Genomic DNA, 21,217 nt, shown 5'->3' with positions numbered 1-21,217 from the left:
AATAATTAGTCTCCTAAATTTATTTGTTGATAGCGTTTGTCAAAAAGTTTAAGGATTTTTGTCTTTGTCTTTCTAGTTCTTCTGATGGAAAGGTAAAATCGATCTCTAATGCATCTGTTGGAAAAGGACTTCCTTCTTTAACTAACCTATTTTCTAAGCCCACCATTTTTAATAAATTCTCTTGCCTAGCATTGTTGTTTTTTGTTGCTGGTGCAATTGTATAAAATGGTTTTTCGAATATTAAAGAAAACACCGAACCATGAAAAGAATTGGTTAAAACAAAAGAAGCTCCCGCATATAAGCCTAAAAACTCTGAAGGACCTGCATCTACTATGTTTAGGATCGTTGGGTCTTTTTCTACATTTACAGAATTAAAACATACTCTAATAATTTTATAACCTGTTTGTTTTTGAATTTCTTTGGCTAAGTTTGTAATGTAGGGTGAATACGTTAAAATATACATTAGAATGTATGGCTCTTTACTTTCATATTTAACCATTTTAGATTCCCATTCAGTCTTGGTTAAAAGCAAAGTTGGATCTACTACTTGAGTAGCCTCTCTACCTGTAATCTCTTTGATTAAATCGACCCCCGATCCTTCTCTACAAGAAATTGTATCTAGGCTCTCAAAACATTTTTTATAAGTGGGATAAAAATCCTTATTTAGACTACCTACACCAAAACTAGAAGCAAAAGAGATTCTTTTCTTATCTTTAGGAGCAAATGTTAAAAAATAAGGTTCTATAGAAGTTCTAGTATTCGGGTTCCATACTTGATCACTTCCTACAATAAACACATCATAGTCTAAATTTGCATTGTACAATTCTGAAATACTTTTATAAGGCTTAGAAATATTGGTGTTTTCTGCATGAAATTTATCAAAGCGTTCTTTTCTTATTTTAGTATTTGCTGCATGGGTTACTTTATTGTATTTATCTATCCATTTTAAAGCAATACCTTTCATGTTGGTAATTGTATCTATTTTTACAATGGGTTTCGATTTTTTTTCTGGCTTATAATCTTTATGCTTATAGTACAGGTAATTGATAATTTCATTATCATATCCCATATCTCGCAACTTTATATTTAAGGCAGAGGCTTGCAATTCTGCTCCGTAATTATTTACATTTAGTATGGTGATGATTCCTATTTTTTTCATTTTTTAGTTTTTTTTTTAAATAAATTTTTAGAAATATATTTTATTTGTTTTTATCAATTAATACCTTATTACCTTTTTTTATGTATTGTTTTCATAAAATCCTTAAACCTGACAATTTTCCATACTTAATTGTTTTAATTGTTTGATTATCTAATTTTTTCTTCCACAATCAATTATATTCTGTTTATCTTAATTAATAAGTTTATAAAACTTATTTTTTGACAATTACTACCTGCCACCTGCGGCATAACCATATGCTCTAGGCAATATTTTTTTAAAAATTAAACCAACTATTGTTCCTGTAAAGAAAAATAACCAAGGTGATAATAAATAAGAAATTAAATAACCCAAACTATTTTTACCTATAAGAAATACGATAATCTTTCTTACAACATTTAATGAAGGTTCATGAAAAAGGTAAATAAAAAAAGTAAATGAAGTGGCGTAAACCAAATAGCGATGTGATTCTAAGTTAAAATCATCAGGAACCAATACATCATACGCATACCAAATAGCCATTACTCCTATAAAAATAATAGGGATTTTTAAAGACAGCCACCCTACCCATGTTATGGTACATAATTGTACTATACATAAAATCAAAAATAATAGTATTACTATAATCTTTCTTACGGAGCTACTTCTATCCAAAACTTTAAAAGTTGTTAATGGCAATGCCCCCCCCAATGCAAACCAAAATAATGCATAAACCTGAGGAGTTTTGGAAAAATAAAAAGCCAATATTGCAACCAAAGGTACCCAATACCAACGCAAATACTTAAATGCAAAATACCAAATTGGGGCAGTTAGTACTAATAAGATTAAATCGCGTAAAAACCATAAATGAAAAGCTAATGGTGTACCACTTCCTGAGTTTATAAACGTTTTGTATAACATAACCTTAGGAGACTCTTTAAAGAATTCAGAAAGATTACTATTCATAAACTGAGAGACTCCAGGAACATATCTTAAAATAAAAAAAACAGAAACAAAAAAAAGACAACCAATTAAATAAGGAATTACCAAGGATTTAAACCTCTTTTTCATTTTATCAAAAACACTTTGGATATTTTTTGCCGTAAAATAGAATAAGTAACCAGAGATTACATAAAATAAAGGTACCGCACATCTCCCTAACATCTTACCCAAAGCACGTTGCACATAAAAATTAATGCCCATTCCTGCAATTTCATCTAGATGAAAACCTGAATGTATGTACAATACCAACAAAATCAATACAAATGAAATTACTTTAATCTTTTCGCTTAATTTTTTATCCATGATAGGCTACCTTTTAATTGCTTTTACAAATTGTTTCGACACCTCTTTTACATCAAAATATTTTTGATATACTTTTAAAGTTTCTTCAGCATAATTTTCCTTAGCAACATTATTAAGTCTAAACCATTTACTTAATAGCTCGTAAGCTCCTTTTTTAGTATCTACTTCTACCATGCCTACATTTCCATTCTTAATCTCTCTCCAAATATTCACTTTATCAGAAATTAAAACTGGAGTTCCGCAAGAAATCGCTTCTACCACCGCAAAACCAAAATTTTCTTGATGACTTGTTAAAACAAATGCTTCTGCTTTGTAAAAAGCACCCCAACGTGCATCTCCAGACAACATTCCCGGAAAATAAATATGTTTAGAACCCTTTGCCTTTTCAAAAACCATCTGACCATACTCTGTCTCACCCCCTGGTCCAGCAATAATTAACTGCGGCAATACAGAATGTTCTTTTTCTAATTTTATATAGGCATCTATTAAAAGGTCTACGCCTTTTTTTGGGTGAATACGACTTAAAAATAACCAAAAAGGGTTTTCATTCCATTCGGGTACTTTGGCTTTTAATGCCTTTTCCATCTCAATGGTTTCTTTAGGAGGTACATCTACCCCTAAACCAACTACTTTTTCAGAATTAGGTCGATATCCTTTAAACGTGGTTCTTGCCAGTTGCTTCTCTTCTTCACATGTAAACAACAAACCCTCCGCGCTGTTTACCAAATTACGTTCTACAACCTCCCAAAACACCCTATTTCTAATCGCTTTTAATTTTCGCTCTTTGGCTTTTTGAAAATAAGGATCTAGCATCCCGTGCGGCATTACATAATAAGGTACTTGTGTTGCTTTAGCTGCTTTACAGACAGCAAAACTTTGATATTGCCATAAACCATGAACTATTAATAAATCATAGTTTTTTACGTGTTTTTTTAACCAAGGCATTAATGCTTTACTATAACTCCATCCTGTTCTGTTATCTTCAAGAGCTATTACAGTAAAAGGATCTTCTTTAAGATAGGAAGCATCTTTAGGATCTAGACACAGAACGCTATTGATAATGTCTGATTTTAAAATTTTCATCCCATCAATAATATCTCTTACTGCTTTACAAACCCCTCCGGTTTCTGGGTTCATGCTCCCTATTACATGTAATACTTTCATTACTTTGATGCTTTTACAGATTCTTCTATAGTCTTCCTTGGAAACATATCTAACAAGCCTCCCTCTGTTAAATTTATAATTTCTACTCCCTTTTTCTTAGAACTTTCTGCTAATCTTTGTAAATCTCTTAAATGCCTACTATGCATTAACAAGTCTAATACATAATTTTTACTAGTTTTTGTGTTGTTCTCTTCGTTAGCGCCGTAAAAATGGCTTTGATGATTGATTAGTTCGTAAGCTAACCCATTGGCATCAAATCCAGTAAAATAAATTTGTTTATAACCGCAAAACATGGCTGCTTTAAAACAATATCCAGATACCCCTATACAATTTAAAGGCGTATTTGATAACATCCAAAGAAATTTTACACCTCTCTTCTTATAAGGCTTTAGTTTTTCTAAATGAAACCAATTTACAGGCATTATAAAAATAACTTCGGGTGTCATTTCCAAAATTTCATCTAACCATGTAATTGGCCAAACTCCAGATTTTAGCTTGGGATCTACAAATACATGAAATTTAGGTTGTAACTCTTTATATAATTCATGTTTAAACCCTCTGTTTACAAACATTAGATCTTTTCCTTTTAACAAGGATAAATTTTGTTTTTTTAAAGAAGGACCATTCAAAACAACATATACTTCATCTCCTTTATCTATATTTTGATATGTTTTTTTCATCGATTTTACAATTCTTTGTTTTCCAAATGAAAATCGATTTTTTACAGCCACTAAACCATTGATTCCTTGTATGATAAAATCATCTTTTTGAATCATTAAATCCCAAAATCCCATATTATATATTATCTAAATCTTTTGTTAATTGTTTGTATAAATTTACATATTTATCTGCAACTGTGGTCACCGAAAAACGTTTTAAATTAGCATTTCCCTTTTCTAAGAGATTTTTTCTAAACTCTGTCTTTGTCTTTAATTTTTGCAATGCCTTTTTAATTTCATCTATACTTGTTGGGTTCACTAACAAAGCCCCTTCACCCGCCACATCATTCATAGGCAATATATTACTTGTAATTACCGGACGCCCTACTTGCTGTGCCTCAAGAATGGGAACTCCAAATCCTTCATGTTCAGAAGCAAAAAATACAAGATCACAATCACAATAACATTGATATACTTCTCCCCTAGTTAAATTGTATCGAAACTCGTAAGTAATATTTGCTTCATCCAATTGTCTTTTTAACTCTGCAGTAGGCTTACGCAAAAGCAACAAACGAAAAGGAGTACCTTGTACCGCTTTTATTAACCTAGGTAAGTTTTTTACCGAACTTCCTCCAATTTGTAATACTAACGGCTGTTCTTCATTAAAATCTTTTTTATTAGGTTTAAAATCGGTACTAGCTGGATTGGGGATTACTTTTATCTTTTTTGCTTCAATTTGGCAGGTATCAATCAACTTTTGTTTGGTGAATTCTGAAATGGTAGTAACATATGCCACTTTTTTTAATGGCCATTGCAACCATAAATATTTTATAATTAATTTACGTATCCCGGTTAAATTACGTTCATACCTACCAATATCATGTACAGTTAAAATCGTTTTATTTCCTTTTAAAAATAAGGCAATGGTATGAATATCTCCTGTTATGTGATTGATGCTCCCTTGAAATTTACGCGCTTTCAAAAAACTACGATAACGTTTCCATTCAGGAGTACAAACATATTCTTGTTTTTCAACCTCTTTTGGTAGCAACTGAAAAAGTTGTTCAAACACCATTTCTATACTAAAAACTCCATCCATTTTTGGACGAAAAAAATAAGTTAGCTTCATTCTTTATTTATTATTTTCTTCTCATCTAAGTTTTATAAAAGTAGCTAAGCTAGATTCTATTTTTGTTTTAATTTATTTTTTAAATAGCACTTTTTGTATTAAACCCACAATAGTTAATACAATTAAATAAGTGATAATACCCTGCCAATATCTTCTAATACAATACCCCAAGTCTACAATCATACCGTTCGCATTACGAAACATTCCTAAAAAAACAAATACATTCATCAAACCAAAAGCAGAATAAATTACCTTCTTCCCTTTAAAATATAGAAAAGTGTTTAGTAAGAAAAACACACATATATTTAATATAAATTGAAAAGGGAAATACCAATATCCAAAGGTTGCCAAACCATCACCTACATGACTAGTTACCACTAAACTCCCCAAACTACCACCTGACAACAAATCTCCTCTACTAAAACGATAATCATTTTTATTATAGTTAATGTTTAAAAATTTTAAGACAGGGTTAGGGAGAATTAATATTAATTGAATCCAAAAATGTTCTTGCATTACAGGGTCTCCATAACCTCTTCTATCTGCATGGTATATAGTTTCATCTGTTATACGCAAATTGGCATAACGGTTTAACATAAAATTATCAATATAAGCTTCCGTCCACCCTTGAGTATAATTTTCAACACTTCTTGTTTTTTTGCTCCTATCTGTTTTAATTTTTTGCATCAAACTCTTATTTTGATAAGTAGCAATGGTTTGTTGAAACAATTCTACTTTTGAAACGCTCGATCTCCCCCCTCTTGTATACAACATCGCATAAGACAAGTCTGACAGCATATTTAAACCAAATACTAAAAATAACATCAAGATGAAAAACTTTCGAGGAGAAATAATTTCCTTTATCTGAATATTGTTTTTTACCGCATGTAAAAAGAATAAAAGCCCAAAGATAGCAATAGGAGTAATCATGGCAGCCCTACTATTAGAGGCTATATTTATCAAAAATACTATCGTAAGATAAATCCATACTTTATTTGTTTTTCTATATTTAGGCAGGCCAGTTAAATCAAGAAAAAGCAATACCATAGGGGCGTATAATAAGTACTTAACTCCATCTAAAAACTTTCCACCCACATCCCCATATTCTGCACCTCCTGTGCTAAAGGTATATAAACGTACTGCAAAGCCTATAAAACCTAAAAACCAAATGGTTTGTACTTTAATTTTAAAAAAATCAAATTTAAACAAGAGTTTCTGTAGGGTACTGTTCTTAACCCGCTGTTTGGGGTTGCAAACCAAATAATAAGCCAATGAACTTAAAATAAACACCAAAGATTCATAAATAAACGTTTCATAAGGCCTTTCAAAACCAACAGAAATTGGATTGCCTTCTGTTAAAGTAGCCAATAATGGCAAATACCTATACATAAACATCGATAGATACATAAAAAAAGCAAATGGAGACCTTAGTATATATTTTTGTTTTAAAAAATAACGAAATATCAAATAACTTAAAAGCGTCATTAAACACCCAAACAGATTGGGTAAAGATGGAAACATGAGTATTTCCAAAGGTATGGCTATCATCAATAAAATACCCAACCACTTACTAAGTTGTTCTAATATATATATTTTTTGTTTCTTAATCATTCTTACCCAATGCAATATTTAACATTTTTGCCACTGTTTTTTCATTAGAATAGCCAGATGTTTGACAGCGTTTCCATCCCGCTTCTGATATAGTTAAACGTTCTTTTTCATTTTCTAAATAGTAAACACATTGTTGTAACAACTCTTCGTTAGAATTAAAAAAAACGGCTTCTTCTTTTTCTTTAAACAACATCTGATGTTCTTCAGTTCTTTCGGCCATCATAAAACCTTTACATGCAGGTATTTCTACAGAACGTGTCGTTTGTTGATCGAAATTAATTTTACGCAGAAAGCATAAAGATATTTTTAATGCTTGCAGAGCTTTGGAATAATCTTCTGAATAAACTCCAGGTACAATTTCTAAATGAGGACTATAATCTTTGTAATCATTCCATTTACCTCCTCCAAAAACTTTTACAGGCACTCCATGGTCTACCAAATATAAAATACTTTTACAACGCTCTTCTTCCCAGGTACCTATAAAACCAATATCACCTCCTAGCCTTTTAATATCTTCTTTAGATAAACTTCTAGGATAATGAAAAGCTGCCTCATAACTATTATTAACAAACTGTATACTTTTAGCTCCTAAACTTTTCATGTCTTCTAAAATGTATGATTTGTTAGTAAAAATATAATCATACAATGGTATACATTCTAAATAATTTTGACTTTGGTTATGCCTCAATGCCATGTTGTCTGGAGAGTAACTAACTATTTTAGTTTTTGGAGAGTTTTTTTTAATAAAGTTTAAAGTGCCTTTATTAATGACAATTCCCTTGTCTATCCATATTACATCGTAATAATTTTCTTTAATTTTTTTTAGAATGTTTTTATTAGCCAATACTCCATCTGGTAATTTAATTGGTAATCCTAATTGAAATAAATGGTAGGCTATTTTAAAAAATAAAGATGTAGCTCCTTTAGATGTTTCAACCCTATCTACTTTGTCTGCGTATTTTTCTAATGCCCAGTTTCTGTGCAAACAGGTATTGCTTTCTCCTCTGAAAGTTCCTACTGAAAGTATTTTCATAACATCTATTTATCTAACTGTAAAAAAGACAACTTTATATCTTCTTTCCAACTCTCTGGGATATTAGTCCCTCCTTCTTCGAAAAAATGTGCCAATCGTTTCTCTAAATCAATATCATATATACGTCTGATATTTTTTACAACTAATTTAGCTGGTTGTCCTGCCAAAACTGGATAGGGTTCATCTATTCTTGTATAATTTTTATTTAAAATAGAAGAGGCTGCAGCAATAGTAAAATCTCCTGTTATGGTTCCTTTAGAGATGGTTGTTCTATTACCAATCCAATTATAATCACCAATTATAATCCTCTTTTCCCTAGGTTTTGTTATTTCTCTATCAAGGTCATAAGTGTAGTGAAAATCAGAATCAATTAATTGAGATTCAAATGCGATTCTACTTGACTTCCCAACACTTATACTGTTGATGCAAATTACCTTAACACCACTCCCAAAAAAGACACCTTCTCTTAGACTTAGTGTTGCTTGAACACCTATTCTAATTAAAAAATTATTACTAAGCTGACAAGGTCCGTAGAATATTAATTTTGAACTTGGATCCATAACGATTAATGAAGCCCCTTTAGTAGTGCCTAAATATTCTTTATTACTTCCCATTTTTATCATGCCTTTAGAAATTTCACAATTCCGAAACTCCACCGTACCTTTTAAAAAATAAAAATCTACTTTACCATATAAATAAATAGGTAATTTTAGAGCTTCCTTGAAAGGTAAGACCTTAAAATTAAATATAATCGTCTTTACTATGTTTAATTTTGTAAAATGCCAATGATAAATTAGTTTATCTATTATAGTCATAATTAAGAATTTTATAGTGATTTAATTAATGTTTCAAAATGGTCACCAAATTCATCCCATCCTCCAAGTGAAGCAACCCTTCTTTGTCCCATTATTCCCATTTGTTCACGAAGGTCAGGATTGTCAGTAAGTTTTTCAAAACTTAGTGTTAGTGCTTTTGAATCTCGAATAGGCACGATAAAGCCTTCTTTTCCATCTTCAAACAGATCTACAGAACCAGAATTTGGTGTGGCTATTACAGGACAACCAGATGCCAATGCTTCGCTTAACACAATACCAAAACCATCTTCTATAGAAGGCATTACAAATGCAGTGGCACTATTATAATAATCTATCAAAGTGGCATTTGGTACTGTTCCTTTGAACACAACATTATCTAAATTTTGTCCATTTAGTAAGGATTTTAATTCATGGGACATTACCCCTATAACTATAAATTCTTTGTTAGGATGTTTGAATTTTTGGAACGCTTCTAACGCGTACATAAATCCTTTTCGTAGAGAAATACCCCCTACCCATAAAAGTCTAAAAACATCAGTATCAGGTGTAGATTTTTTATAAAAACGGTCTAAACGTCCTCCGTAAGGAATTTTCATCATTTTTTCTTCAGGAATTCCCATTTTTATAAATGATTGTAGTGCATATTCTGAAGGAACTGTAATTTTATCTGCTTGTTCGTATTCAGAGGTTACATAATCTTTAATTTTAGGATTAATTCCTTTCCACTTGAATCCCCAACGATCATATTCATCTGCCAAAATATCATTTTGATAGATAATATGTGTAGAACCTCTTTGGCATATGTGTTTACCTCCTAAACTTTGCATCTTTTTACCACAATTTAAACCGCTACCAGACATAGAGATTAAATAACCTGGTTCTTTTATACGCGATGTAACATGATTGTCTAAAGTAGTAGAAGTTTTATATTCCCATAGATTATTTAACCATTCGTATTTACTTAGTCCAAATTTTCTACGTCCCATGTATGGAGTAATAACATAAGGAAAAGTTTTAATTTTGTCCTTAGGTATTCCTAATTCATCTTTTAGTTTACTCTTAGGATAACCAGAATAAATTTCATTTAACAATCCTTTTTTTTCCAATTGTCTAGCCAAATGAAAAAATTGAAATCTTGATTTTACAACTAATGTAGCCTTCATGCAATTTTTTTTATTTTTTTAAGAAAAGTTCCAAATATTTCTTTAATATCTTCCCAACCATGTGTAAATAAATCCCATGCGTTTATATTTAATAATTTACATACACGAGGCATTATTAATACAGCCATTAAAACATCTAACGTTACACTACCAATAGCAGCTCCTGTAAGACCAATGTAACTTGATGCAAAATAGGTTACTATCACCGATATAGCGGCACAAACCACCCCTAGTATTGCAAATTGGTATGGTTTATTAACCGCTTTGTATGCTACACTTGCTGTCCACCAAAATGCATTAAATAAAATACCAATTACAAATATATACCACATTAATGGAGGTAGGTCTAATTCATTATGAGTCCAAATTTTATAAAACCACAACCCAAAAAACGCCAAAAAAAGAGCCCCCACAAAGGCCACTAACAAAGAACTAAAAATTGCTACTCTAAAAATTTTCTGTGCTTTTTTAATATTTCCTGCTCCAATTTCAAATTGCAATTCTGGAAATATACTAGAACTAATGATATTTAACAATTGATTTACAGACCTACTTAAAGTACGTACGGTGTTAAAAACAGCAACAGCTTCTGGTCCTAAAACAATACGAATAGCAAAAGTACTCCCTTGAAAATACAATGCTTGCCATACCGGAGACATTAGATAGCCCAAACCTTTGTTAGTAATTACTTTTAACTCTTGTTTATCTCTCTGTCCTTGGTGTGTTTTAAACAAGCCAATAACACTTCTTCCTTTGATGAAATAAAAGATATTAAAACAAAAAATTACTATTAACTGAGATAAAGCAAAACCAACAATACCATAACCTAACAACAACACCAACAAACCAGCACCAATATTTAATGCGGCTCTTATTGTTAATAAATTAATACTTAAAGCAGCTTTTTGGGCAGCTCTGTAATAAGATTCTATAAGTTGAGAATAAAAAGCAAGTAAACGTGCTAAAATTAAAATAGAAACAGCCCAAATAGCATCTTCTTTCTGAATTAAAGACTTTTCAAACACATTAAACTCACCTAAAATTACAATTGCAGCAATACTTATTAACACTGCAAGAGTAATCATAATTGTGATTATAAATATTCCGCTTTTGCTAATATTAGCAGCTTTTTGCTTATCGCCAGAGGCATATGCCAATACAAAACTATTGGCTGCAGCTGTTCCAAAACCCAAGTCTGAAAAAGCAATAACACTAGGTATAATGGTAAGTGTTAACCACTCTCCATAATAAGCTGCTCCCCAAGCCGTAATAAAAAAGGGAACTAAAAACAATTGCTGTAAAACTTTTATCCCCTTTTGGAATACAGTAGCAATACCATTTTTTAAAATATTTTTTTTAACTTTTGACATATAACGTCAATATTATTTTATATAATTAAATCCCTCTAACTTTTCAATATACCCATTACCAATGCCTTTTAATTGTAAATTATTGTATCCATAAAATTCAATTTCATTAAATTCAGCAGCATCATAATCATTCATAGAGTCTCCAATTAAACAGGTAGAAGCTTTGTTATAATTATGCTTTTCTAACAGTGTTTCTACCAACTGTTTTTTGGGAGTAGGAGATCCATGTATGGATATAAAATATGAAGATAAACCAAGTTCTTTACATAAAAACCTTAACTCTTCTCCATCAGACCCTGAAACAATATGAAAATGATACTTTTGATAATTTGATTTGATAAATGATACAGCATCTAATATTAGATTTTTAGGGTTTGTTAATTCCTTTTTCATTAACACAGAAAATTTTTCTGCATAAAGCATTACTTTTTCTTCTGTAATACTTTCACCCAAAATATTTTCATAAAAATATCTGATTTTCACATATCTAGACAGTCCTCCATTAGCACGATGGTACTTTAGTAATTCTGCAACTTGTTCAGTATCAAAATCTTTAAAAATTTCTTCGAAACCCCAATCTCGAACTGGCATAGAATCTAAAATGACACCATCAAAATCCCACAATATATTTTTATTAGTTATCATCTAACTTATACTTTAATTTATAAACCATTTCTGCTAATAGAAAATCATCTGGCCAATCTACATCAATTTTTTCATAACCTTCTGATTGTAATAAAAAAGGTTTTACTCCAATTCTATCTTTTAACTCAATATAATTAGTTCTACTGCTGATAAAAAAACCACTATTTAATTCGTAAAGTGGTGGTAAAGTTTGTGTTCTTGGCCATTTTTCAACAGCTCTATCGTAATTATAAGCTTGTCCATTTTCGCCCCATAAAAAAGTTTGAATTTTATTTACTGTCATTAAACTATCAAAACCTTGGTCTAAGTTTTCATAGTATTTTTTAATTCCTCTATTTATTGAATCTGAGGTTATAAACGGAGAAGTAACATGCGTCCATAATATGTGTTCATCCTCGATAATTGTTGGTACATAATCTACTACATCATCTGTACTAGTTGAAGACTGTGCTAAATGATCTGGACGAACATCTATTACAATTTTCTTATGATTCATAGACTCTGCGATATCTATCACTTTTTGATCATTTGTAGAAACAACAATTTTATCTACTAAAGATGCTTTCGTTAAGCTCTCTAATTTAACTTGTAATAAGCCTCCTTCAACTCCAGCAAACTCTTTTGTGTTTTTGTTTGGGATTCTTTGACTACCTGCTCTACATGGTAAAAATACGGTCATAATAATGTGATATTTGTTTACTTTATAACAAAAAAAAATGTCTTAGATTTTTTATTATTGATTATATATTCTATTTCTTATTTAACTCAGTTACCACCTTTTTAAATGCATCTAAAACAATACCCACATCTACTGCATAAGAAATATATTGTACCCCTATTTCTTTCCACATCTTTGCATCTTCAAAAGATTCTGTAAAAGTACCTATCATTTTTCCATTTTCCTGTGCAATACTTATTGCTTTTTTCATTGTTTCTATAACTTTAGGGTGATTTATTTCACCAGGAACACCACATGATTGCGATAAATCATAACATCCTATAAAAATAATATCGATTCCTTCTACTTGAACAATTTCTTTCAAGTTTTCTATACCTTTTAAACCTTCAATATGAATAATGGTGGCTATAGAATTGTTTGAATTTTTAAAATAATCTGCACTACTTATATTGGTATATTCAGCAGCACGAACGTATCTACACATTCCCCTATTTCCTATCGGATAAAATTTGGTACACTCAACTACCTTTTGAGCATCTTTTACCGTTGATACTTGTGGCACTTGAATACATTTTACACCTATATCTAACAATCGTAAAATAAGTGTTTCATTATTTTCCGTTACACGAACTACAGGTACAATTCCCTTAGCTTCAGCTGCTCTTATCATATTTTGTACCGAAGCAATATCATGTGGCCCATGTTCCATATCAATAATAATAAAATCAAAGCCGCTTAAAGCAGCTAGTTCTATCATTGTAGGATCTTGCATTTTACAAAAAGGTCCATAAACATAATTTTGCTTAGTTATTTTTTCGATAAGAATGTTCTTTTTCATATTTTATTTTAAAACTCGTCAATAGGCAACGTCTTATTTATTTATCTGATACCTCGTTATCTATATTAAACTATAAATAGAGGATACATTTACATTTTTATACTTAGTTGGTGTTAAAAATTCTATTTGAACACCTTCCATATTCATAATATCATCTAATATAATTTGATTTTCTCTTGCCATTACAAATTGATTTTGATTTAAACTTAAATCATATCCATCAAAACCAATATAGTACAAATGAGTCACCCCTAAATCAATGGCTATTTGAGTTGCTATAGCCATAGGTGATTCTGTATCTAAATCAGTAAAAGTAATTCTTTCCAACTCTTTTGATACTTTTATTATACTATCAGGGATAGTTGTTCCCATTTTACGAGGAAAAGGAGGATACACACAAACTTGTGTTACTTTAGAAAAATCTCCAATTTGTTTTAATAACTTCTCACTTTCAAAACCTACCAAACCATAATACTGGTCACAGTCAATATCTAAATATTCTGTTACTTGGCGTGTACCAGCATGAATTAAACATGCATCTTGCCCTGATTCTTCAAAAAATTTCTTTACAGCCGTTTTGTGTTCTTTGGCAGTTTTACCCCCTCCTAAAATTATAGCTTTACTATATTTAGTTTCTTTTTTTAATGTAGTTAACTTTAAATTATCTGCTACCTCTTGTTTTTTATTATTTAATGCATTGATAATACTTCCCAAAGGATAACGATTCATCCCTACCCATTCCATCACTTGTTTTTGAGGTAAAGATTTAGCACCAGAAAACATATAAGGCAAACTTGTACCCCATTGATAATGCTTACGCATCTCTTCAAATTCACTAACTACATTACTTAACTCATTGTATGCAATTGGCATGTTTTCTGCACTCTCTAAATAGGTAAGTAGTAACTCAGTTTTTAAATTACCTGCTCCACGTCCCATACCAGTAATTGTTGCATCTAAAATCTCACATCCAGCCTCTTTTGCCGTAATAGTATTAATAAGCGCCATTTCTAAATTATCATGCCCATGGAAACCAATTGGCACATTTGTTTTACTACGTACCAAAGCGATAGTATCCTTTACATCTTGTGGCAGTACCCCACCATAAGAATCTACCATATAAAAATAATCAATCACATCATCTACACCTACCAGCGCATCTAAAAAAGAAGGATCTAACTTCCAATTAGACATGTACATTACATTAAACGCCACTTCAAAACCAGCTGCTTTTACTGTTTTTGCTAATTCAATTGCACGAACCATATTTTTAGGATCAATTGCCATACGCACCATAGTAACATAAGGCTTACAAGGATCTAACAATCCTTCGTCTATATGCGAAGACCTAATGTCTTTTTCGTTTAAGATAATAACTAACTTTTTATTAGGCATTAAACTTTTTAAGCGTTTTAAAACATATTCTGGACAATAAAAGTACTCTCCTAAATACCCTTTCATTGCCATACTACGATATCCTACCTCAACATAATCAATTGGTAAAGCCTCCATTGCAGCAGCATACTCAGCCACTAAAGCTTCATCAAAATCCCAATTAGTATAATAACCTCCATCTCTTAGTGTACAATCTAATAATTTCATTTTTATATTTTTTTTTAAAAAAATTTTATGAATAAATACCTACTCTTATTGCAATAAAAACAATTTACTCTGCCTTCTTTATAATTTCATGACCTACTTTTAGCAAGTCCACATCCTTTCTCATCAATTTCAAATCACCTTTCGTCATACTTCTCAATTCCAGCTTTTAAAGCACTATCTATCATTTTTTTTTGATTTTAAACCCCTTTATAAAAAACTGATAAAGGTAATCGTCATTCACTAAAAAAGCTCCAACTCCTGCTACTGTTTTTTATGACTGCTGACTTTTTTCTTCAAAAAAGCAGCAATTGCTTCTTAACTCTTTAAATCTAACCTTTACTGGTTTTACCTACTAAATTCGTATATCGTTTCTTTTCTAAAGTTCGTCACACATCAGAACCAACCATACTACGGTGATCTGCTATGTAGATTTTTAATTTTTTATCCAGTATTTATTTTCCTATTTGAAAGTACTCAAAACCTTGCTCTTCTAAATTAAAAGCATTGTATTGGTTTCTACCATCAAAAATAACAGGACTCTTTAATTGTTGTTTGATTTCAACAAAATCTGGAGATCTAAACTCTTTCCATTCCGTTAACAATATTAATGCATCTGCATCTTGTAAAACTTCATATTTAGAACCATAGTAAGTAATATTTTTAGCCTCTTTTAAGTAAAACTCTTGTGCTTCTTCAATTGCTTTTGGATCATAGGCTTTTACTTTTGCGCCTCTTTTTTCTAATTCTTTTACGATATAAATGGCAGGTGCTTCTCTCATATCATCTGTACCTGGTTTAAAAGCCAATCCCCATAAACCAAAAGTCATTCCTGTTAAGTCTTCACCAAATCTTTTTACAATTTTATGGGCAATGACTAACTTTTGGGCATCATTCACATTCTCAACAGATTCTATTAAACCTGCTTTGTAACCATGCTCTTCTGCAATTTTCTTTAAAGCTTTTACATCTTTAGGAAAACAAGACCCTCCATAACCTGCTCCTGGATAAATAAAACTGTAACCAATTCTTTTGTCTGAACCAATACCGATTCTAACCATATTGGCATCGGCACCTACACGTTCGCAAATGTTTGCTATCTCATTCATAAATGAAATTTTTGTTGCTAACATCGTGTTTGCTGCATATTTTGTCATTTCCGCAGAACGGATGTCCATAGTAATAAAACGATCGTGAGTTCTAAAAAATGGTGAATATAGTTGTTTCATTTTATCAAAGGCATACTCAGAATCTGCCCCGATAACAACTCTATCTGGCTTCATAAAATCATCAATGGCTGCCCCTTCTTTTAAAAACTCTGGATTGGAAACTACATCAAACTCAAATTCAACACCTCTTTCATCTAATGCAGCCTGAATTGTGGCTTTTACTTTGTCTGCTGTACCAATAGGAACTGTCGATTTATCTACAACAATTAACCTCTTTTGCATCGTTTCTCCAATAGATTTTGCAACTGCTAAAACATATTGTAAATCTGCAGAACCATCATCTCCCATAGGAGTCCCTACAGCAATAAAAACAATCTCTGCGTCCGCAATAGCTTCTGACAAATTAGTTGTAAAAAATAAATTTTTATTCTTTACATTTTTCAACACCATTTGCTCTAATCCTGGTTCAAAAATAGGTATAATACCTTCTTCTAACTTTTGAATCTTTTTCTGGTCTATATCTACACAAGTTACTTTATTTCCCATCTCCGAAAAACAAGTTCCTGACACTAAACCTACATACCCTGAACCTACTACAGCAATATTCATATCTTTTTTAATTTATTTATTTCTTATTTCCGATTTTTATTTAATAAGCAACGTCATCCACTGACTACCAGTACTTTATTTTTACATAAAGGCTTTCAAAGAGATCAACATATTCCCCCTCTTCTTTTCTATTTCTAAAACGACTACTTAACACCTAAAGATAGATATCAATCCCTCTAGAATCACACGTTATCATTGAAACAAATGTACACTTTTCAAATTAACATCCAAATCATTTGTGCTTAAAAACATTAGCAAGTTTTTAATAGAAAGTTAACAATTTATTAAGAGAATATAGCTTTCACCACGACGAAAACAACCTAAAAAACTGAAAACAAGACAATTACGATAAACAACTGTTATTACTAAACAATTCTATCCTAAAAAGTTTAAAAATAAAAAGGCCCTATAAAAAACCCTTTTCTCACTATCTTTTTCAAAACTTTCAGAACAATTATAGGTATTTATACCTAGTAGCACCCCCTACTCTAAACAGATCATTTTTTTTTAAAAGATTCTTCTTCAAAGAAGTGTACAGAATTGTATCCCGAAAAAAATAATTGTATAAAAATTACCAACAAATTACCAAATCTTTACTAAATTAAATTTAAATAAAAAATAAAAAAATCTTTTTTAACACAGACACAAACATAAACCATTGTAAATCAATGTTTTTTAGATTTATTTACAAATTATGTTGAAAGCTTTTTAATAACTAATAAAGTAAATAACACATTTAATACCTAATTTTGTAACCATTGCTTCAACGAAGAAGCATGTTAATATTTTATAATATGATTTATATTAAATCAATAGAACGTAGAAATCCGCAGGACGTTGACGCGGATAACAAGTATTATGCCAAAGCAATCTCTCAAGGAGTGATAGATTTTGAACGTTTGGCTTATTTAGTTTCTAACCAATGTACGGTTCGAGAATCGGATTGCTATGCAGTGCTCCGTGCCCTAGAACACAACATTATTGATGAGCTTAAACAAGGCAAGGTAGTGCAGTTAGGGGGCATTGGTAATTTACAGATGGGTGTTAAATCGAATGGAGAAATACTCTCTGAAGATGTTAGTAGCAACTCTGTTAAAAATGCACACATGAATTTTAGAGCTGGCACTAAATTACGAGAGATGCTAGGCATTTTAAAATACAAATTAATAACAGGTTAGGACCCCTAATTATTGAATTGTATCTTTAAGAAAATCCCGAACTGTTCCCGCAGTTTGGGTTTTTTTATGCCCTAAAATCACGTTTATTTATTAGTATAAATGTTGTAATCTATTAAATAGATGCTACAAACTCTATTAATAATTGATTAAAACTATTAAATACATCCGACAAAGCATTTAATAAATCTCAATACGACTCTTTTTGTGGTTCTGGCGGATTTCTTTTCGCCAAAAGCCCTACTTTTTTGACCCTTTCTGTTGATTTACAGCACTAAAACCTTTCTCTAAAAACCGAATTTATCAACAAAAACAGCTAATTATAAACAATTTGGGTACTTGTAAGGCACTTTCCTTTCATTACTACCTGCAAACCGCATACATATAGGTATAAAAAAACTCAATAACAGACGGTTAGGACCCCTAATTATTGAGCTGTATGTTAAGAAAATCCCGATCAGTTCCCGCCAATCGCAATCTAATACGTTGTAAAAATACTACTTAGTTTCTTTAAAATCTCATAATTTTTATTTTTTTTTATCCAAAATTTCACCATCGCTAATGAGGTCGAGATCCTTTTGATATAGCTTCCTACACTTCTCGAGGCTGTTCTTCTATTTTGTAATTAAGTGAGATTGTTAATGCTTTCTAACCTTCTCGACTCCGCTCGAAGACCATCGTATTCTGTTGGGATTGTTAGTACTCAAAAACTCTTCTTGGATTTGATTGGATTTCTCACTGGAACTGGTGATCGAGCGGAGTCGAGATCCTTTTTATATTACTTCCTACACTTATCGAGGCTGTTTTTCTATTTTGGAGTTAAGTGAAATTGTTAATGCTTTTTATGCTTCTCAACTTCGCTCGAAGACCCTAGCCTTGTGTTGTGTTAATACTTGAAAATCCTTCTTAACTTTGTGCTAGTGCATATATATGACTTATAGTTAAGTTTATCTACTTCTTCTTTTTAAAATGGGTCTCATTTTTGCATTCGGAAAGTATTGGTAGTAATTCCCAGTTATTTTCAATCATGGCCTTTTTCTTTGCATGTGACCATTTTTTAATTTTCTTCTCATAATAAAAGGCATCTGCAATATTTAAAAAGGACTTTTCAAAAACCAATTTTACGGGTAGTCTTGTTTTTGTATAATTGGCTCCCATACTTGACTGATGCTCTGAAAACCGTTTCTCCAAATACCTTGTACTTCCAGTGTAGTAAGTTCCATCCGAACATAATAATATATATAAATAACCTGCCATTTAATGAGAAAGATACGTTTTTTTTGCTTCTCGACTCCGCTCGAAGACCGCTATTCAATATTGCTAAGGAGAAGATTTAAAAGTTTTCTTTTTAAATACCATCAAAATTAATAACATCTCTTAACAAAATTAGATGAATATAACGGTAATCGAGCTACCTGCACTGAGCAGAGTCGAAGTGGAGTCGAGATCCTTTACTTTACTAGAATGTAAAACTTAAAAGAGATCTCTGGAGTACCTCGACTTGTCATTTGGATATCTTGTTCTTATTTTTGATTATTGGTAATAAAAGGTATGGTACATAGCTTCTTACTGCCTAAAACTGTAATTCTTGTATGAGTTCCACTAGTTTTGTATAAAAAAATTATAAATTTAAAAAGTAGCTACAATCCTTAACCCTGTAAATTCAGAAGATATTCTCGGAATATAGTTCAAAGAAAATTCAGTTTCTTTTTTCTTTAAAAGCCCTCTTGCTTTCCAACTACTTCTAACAATAGAACGTCCTATTAAAGTTCCTAAAATTCCTCCCGCAACCATATCACTTATCCAATGTTCGTGGCTTTTAATGTCTGATAAAAACGTAATGGCCATAATACCGTAAGGAATCCAGTAATTATCAAACTCCATTTGTATTACTTTGGCAATGGCAAAATACCCTGTAGCATGCATTGATGGCAAAGACGTACCATAAGGTCCACTTAATATATAAGTACCATTTCTACTGTTGAAAAAATCCCAGTTGTTATTTGTAAAAGTCCCAGTATCTTCTGCTCCCAATGGTCTAACTGGTCTATTTCTACCAAAAATTGTTTTTAAAGTAATCTGTGAAATAATCGTAGAGTATGCAATTGCTTTAAAGGAGTTTACTGCCGCAAACTGTCCTTTTTCTTTATTTGCAAACAAAGAACCTACATAAATACCTATAATGGGATAGGTTAAATAAGTATTTTCTCCATTAATCCACATATTTTTTGAATTTCTTAAAAAAATAGGTGTAATTGTTGGTAAAGTATAATCAATCTTTGGCTCAACGTGTTGCTGATAGAATTTTGTGGTTATTTTATCAGTAGCAATCAAACCTAAAATACCTGCTACATAATACCCTGTTTTTTTCCAATCATCAGAAAATTCTTTTCCTAAATACACAAAATCACTAGGAATTGTATTAAAACTTGTTTTAAAAACATGACCCGCCGTTTGTAAATGATTTCGTTCTGTAGGTTGATCTGCCCCTGGTTCTTGTGCTAACAGTGCTAAGGAAAAGGCAAGGAAAGTACTTAGTAATAACTGTTTCAGTTTCATAGTTTGGTTGTTAGGGTTGGTTGTTGGTGCTAAAAATACAATTATTACTTTATATTTTTTAGCTAAAGTGGTAATTTTTAAAGAGTTGTTTTGAGCTGGTGCTTTTTACGCTATTTGATTTTTATGACTTTGTAGGGTTTTAGAATTGGAGAGAAATGATTATTAGCATATAAAGCTTCTCGACTCCGCTCGAAGACCATCTCTTTGTGAGTAGGTACTGAAATTGTGAAAATTATTAATGCTTGCAGTGCTTCTCGACTCCGCTCGAAGACCCTAGCCTTGTGTTGGGCTTGTTAATACTCAAAAATTCTTCTTGGATTTAATTGGTTTTTGCTCTGCAATGGTGATCGAGGTGCCAGCGTTGAGTGGTGATCGAACGGAGTCGAGATCCATTGTTTTACTTGATAATTTAAAGAGATGTCTCGAGTATCTCGACATGACATTCGGAGTTTTTTTTGTAGGTATATCTAAAAAGTTCTCGATACAATTTTTCGTACCTCTAAATTACTCGAATTGACAGATAGGATTGTTCTATTTAAATATAACAGAACACCTATAAT

At 31.4% G+C, this 21,217-nt stretch carries 18 protein-coding genes; 1 reads left to right on the top strand and 17 read right to left on the bottom strand.

Annotation, left to right across the window (positions count from 1 at the left end; genetic code table 11):
- Positions 1-19: 19 nt before the first annotated feature.
- From ACJJVY_RS10195 to ACJJVY_RS10125, 15 genes are all read right to left on the bottom strand, one after another.
- On the bottom strand, positions 20-1,159 hold the full coding sequence (locus tag ACJJVY_RS10195) for a polysaccharide pyruvyl transferase family protein (protein ID WP_405607796.1): 1,140 nt from the start codon (positions 1,157-1,159) through the stop codon (positions 20-22).
- A 228-nt stretch (positions 1,160-1,387) separates the two neighbouring features.
- The gene (locus tag ACJJVY_RS10190) at positions 1,388-2,440 is read right to left on the bottom strand and encodes an acyltransferase (protein ID WP_405607793.1); all 1,053 of its coding nucleotides are present in this window, start codon (positions 2,438-2,440) and stop codon (positions 1,388-1,390) included.
- A 6-nt stretch (positions 2,441-2,446) separates the two neighbouring features.
- Entirely contained in the window at positions 2,447-3,604 is a 1,158-nt protein-coding gene (locus ACJJVY_RS10185) for a glycosyltransferase (RefSeq protein ID WP_405607790.1), read from the bottom strand.
- Positions 3,604-4,398: a hypothetical protein gene (locus ACJJVY_RS10180; protein WP_405607787.1), complete on the bottom strand. Its 795-nt coding sequence runs from the start codon at positions 4,396-4,398 to the stop codon at positions 3,604-3,606. The genes ACJJVY_RS10185 and ACJJVY_RS10180 overlap by 1 nt, the downstream gene beginning before the upstream one ends.
- A 1-nt stretch (position 4,399) precedes the next feature.
- A complete protein-coding gene (locus ACJJVY_RS10175) occupies positions 4,400-5,362 on the bottom strand; it encodes a glycosyltransferase family 4 protein (RefSeq protein WP_405607784.1) in 963 nt (320 codons plus the stop codon).
- Positions 5,363-5,464: 102 nt separating this feature from the next.
- Positions 5,465-7,003, bottom strand: a complete 1,539-nt coding sequence (locus ACJJVY_RS10170) for a hypothetical protein (protein WP_405607781.1) — start codon at positions 7,001-7,003, stop codon at positions 5,465-5,467.
- Positions 6,996-8,036 carry a glycosyltransferase gene (locus tag ACJJVY_RS10165; RefSeq protein WP_405607778.1) on the bottom strand — a complete coding sequence of 347 codons (1,041 nt, stop codon included), beginning with the start codon at positions 8,034-8,036 and terminating at the stop codon, positions 6,996-6,998. Before ACJJVY_RS10165 ends, ACJJVY_RS10170 begins: the two co-directional genes overlap by 8 nt.
- 5 nt (positions 8,037-8,041) lie before the next feature.
- Positions 8,042-8,650, bottom strand: coding sequence for a hypothetical protein (locus ACJJVY_RS10160; protein ID WP_405607775.1), 609 nt, complete (start codon positions 8,648-8,650; stop codon positions 8,042-8,044).
- A gap of 212 nt (positions 8,651-8,862) precedes the next feature.
- The gene (locus ACJJVY_RS10155; RefSeq protein ID WP_405607772.1) at positions 8,863-10,014 is read right to left on the bottom strand and encodes a glycosyltransferase family 4 protein; all 1,152 of its coding nucleotides are present in this window, start codon (positions 10,012-10,014) and stop codon (positions 8,863-8,865) included.
- Entirely contained in the window at positions 10,011-11,384 is a 1,374-nt protein-coding gene (locus tag ACJJVY_RS10150; protein ID WP_405607769.1) for a lipopolysaccharide biosynthesis protein, read from the bottom strand. Before ACJJVY_RS10150 ends, ACJJVY_RS10155 begins: the two co-directional genes overlap by 4 nt.
- Before the next feature lie 12 nt (positions 11,385-11,396).
- Complete coding sequence (locus tag ACJJVY_RS10145; protein WP_405607766.1) at positions 11,397-12,029, bottom strand: HAD family hydrolase; 633 nt, start codon at positions 12,027-12,029, stop codon at positions 11,397-11,399.
- Positions 12,019-12,708 (bottom strand): cytidylyltransferase domain-containing protein, encoded by a 690-nt coding sequence (locus ACJJVY_RS10140; protein WP_405607763.1) that lies wholly within the window; start codon positions 12,706-12,708, stop codon positions 12,019-12,021. The genes ACJJVY_RS10145 and ACJJVY_RS10140 overlap by 11 nt, the downstream gene beginning before the upstream one ends.
- 70 nt (positions 12,709-12,778) lie before the next feature.
- Entirely contained in the window at positions 12,779-13,546 is a 768-nt protein-coding gene (locus ACJJVY_RS10135) for an HpcH/HpaI aldolase/citrate lyase family protein (protein ID WP_405607760.1), read from the bottom strand.
- A gap of 60 nt (positions 13,547-13,606) precedes the next feature.
- Positions 13,607-15,148 (bottom strand): aldolase catalytic domain-containing protein, encoded by a 1,542-nt coding sequence (locus tag ACJJVY_RS10130; RefSeq protein WP_405607757.1) that lies wholly within the window; start codon positions 15,146-15,148, stop codon positions 13,607-13,609.
- 452 nt (positions 15,149-15,600) lie between these two features.
- Entirely contained in the window at positions 15,601-16,923 is a 1,323-nt protein-coding gene (locus ACJJVY_RS10125) for a UDP-glucose dehydrogenase family protein (protein ID WP_405607754.1), read from the bottom strand.
- Between the two features lie 794 nt (positions 16,924-17,717).
- Between ACJJVY_RS10125 and ACJJVY_RS10120 the strand changes: the two genes are divergently transcribed.
- The gene (locus ACJJVY_RS10120) at positions 17,718-18,101 is read left to right on the top strand and encodes a DNA-binding protein (protein WP_405607751.1); all 384 of its coding nucleotides are present in this window, start codon (positions 17,718-17,720) and stop codon (positions 18,099-18,101) included.
- Between the two features lie 948 nt (positions 18,102-19,049).
- Here ACJJVY_RS10120 and ACJJVY_RS10115 read toward each other — a convergent pair.
- Positions 19,050-19,355: a GIY-YIG nuclease family protein gene (locus ACJJVY_RS10115; RefSeq protein ID WP_405607748.1), complete on the bottom strand. Its 306-nt coding sequence runs from the start codon at positions 19,353-19,355 to the stop codon at positions 19,050-19,052.
- 372 nt (positions 19,356-19,727) lie between these two features.
- Entirely contained in the window at positions 19,728-20,657 is a 930-nt protein-coding gene (locus ACJJVY_RS10110; protein WP_405607745.1) for a phosphatase PAP2 family protein, read from the bottom strand.
- Positions 20,658-21,217 lie beyond the last annotated feature (560 nt).

The sequence above is a fragment of the Polaribacter sp. Asnod1-A03 genome (assembly GCF_045063585.1).
Classification (GTDB): Bacteria; Bacteroidota; Bacteroidia; order Flavobacteriales; family Flavobacteriaceae; genus Polaribacter.
Note: the sequence above shows the minus strand (reverse complement) of the source record. Positions and strands in the feature narration are given on the sequence as shown.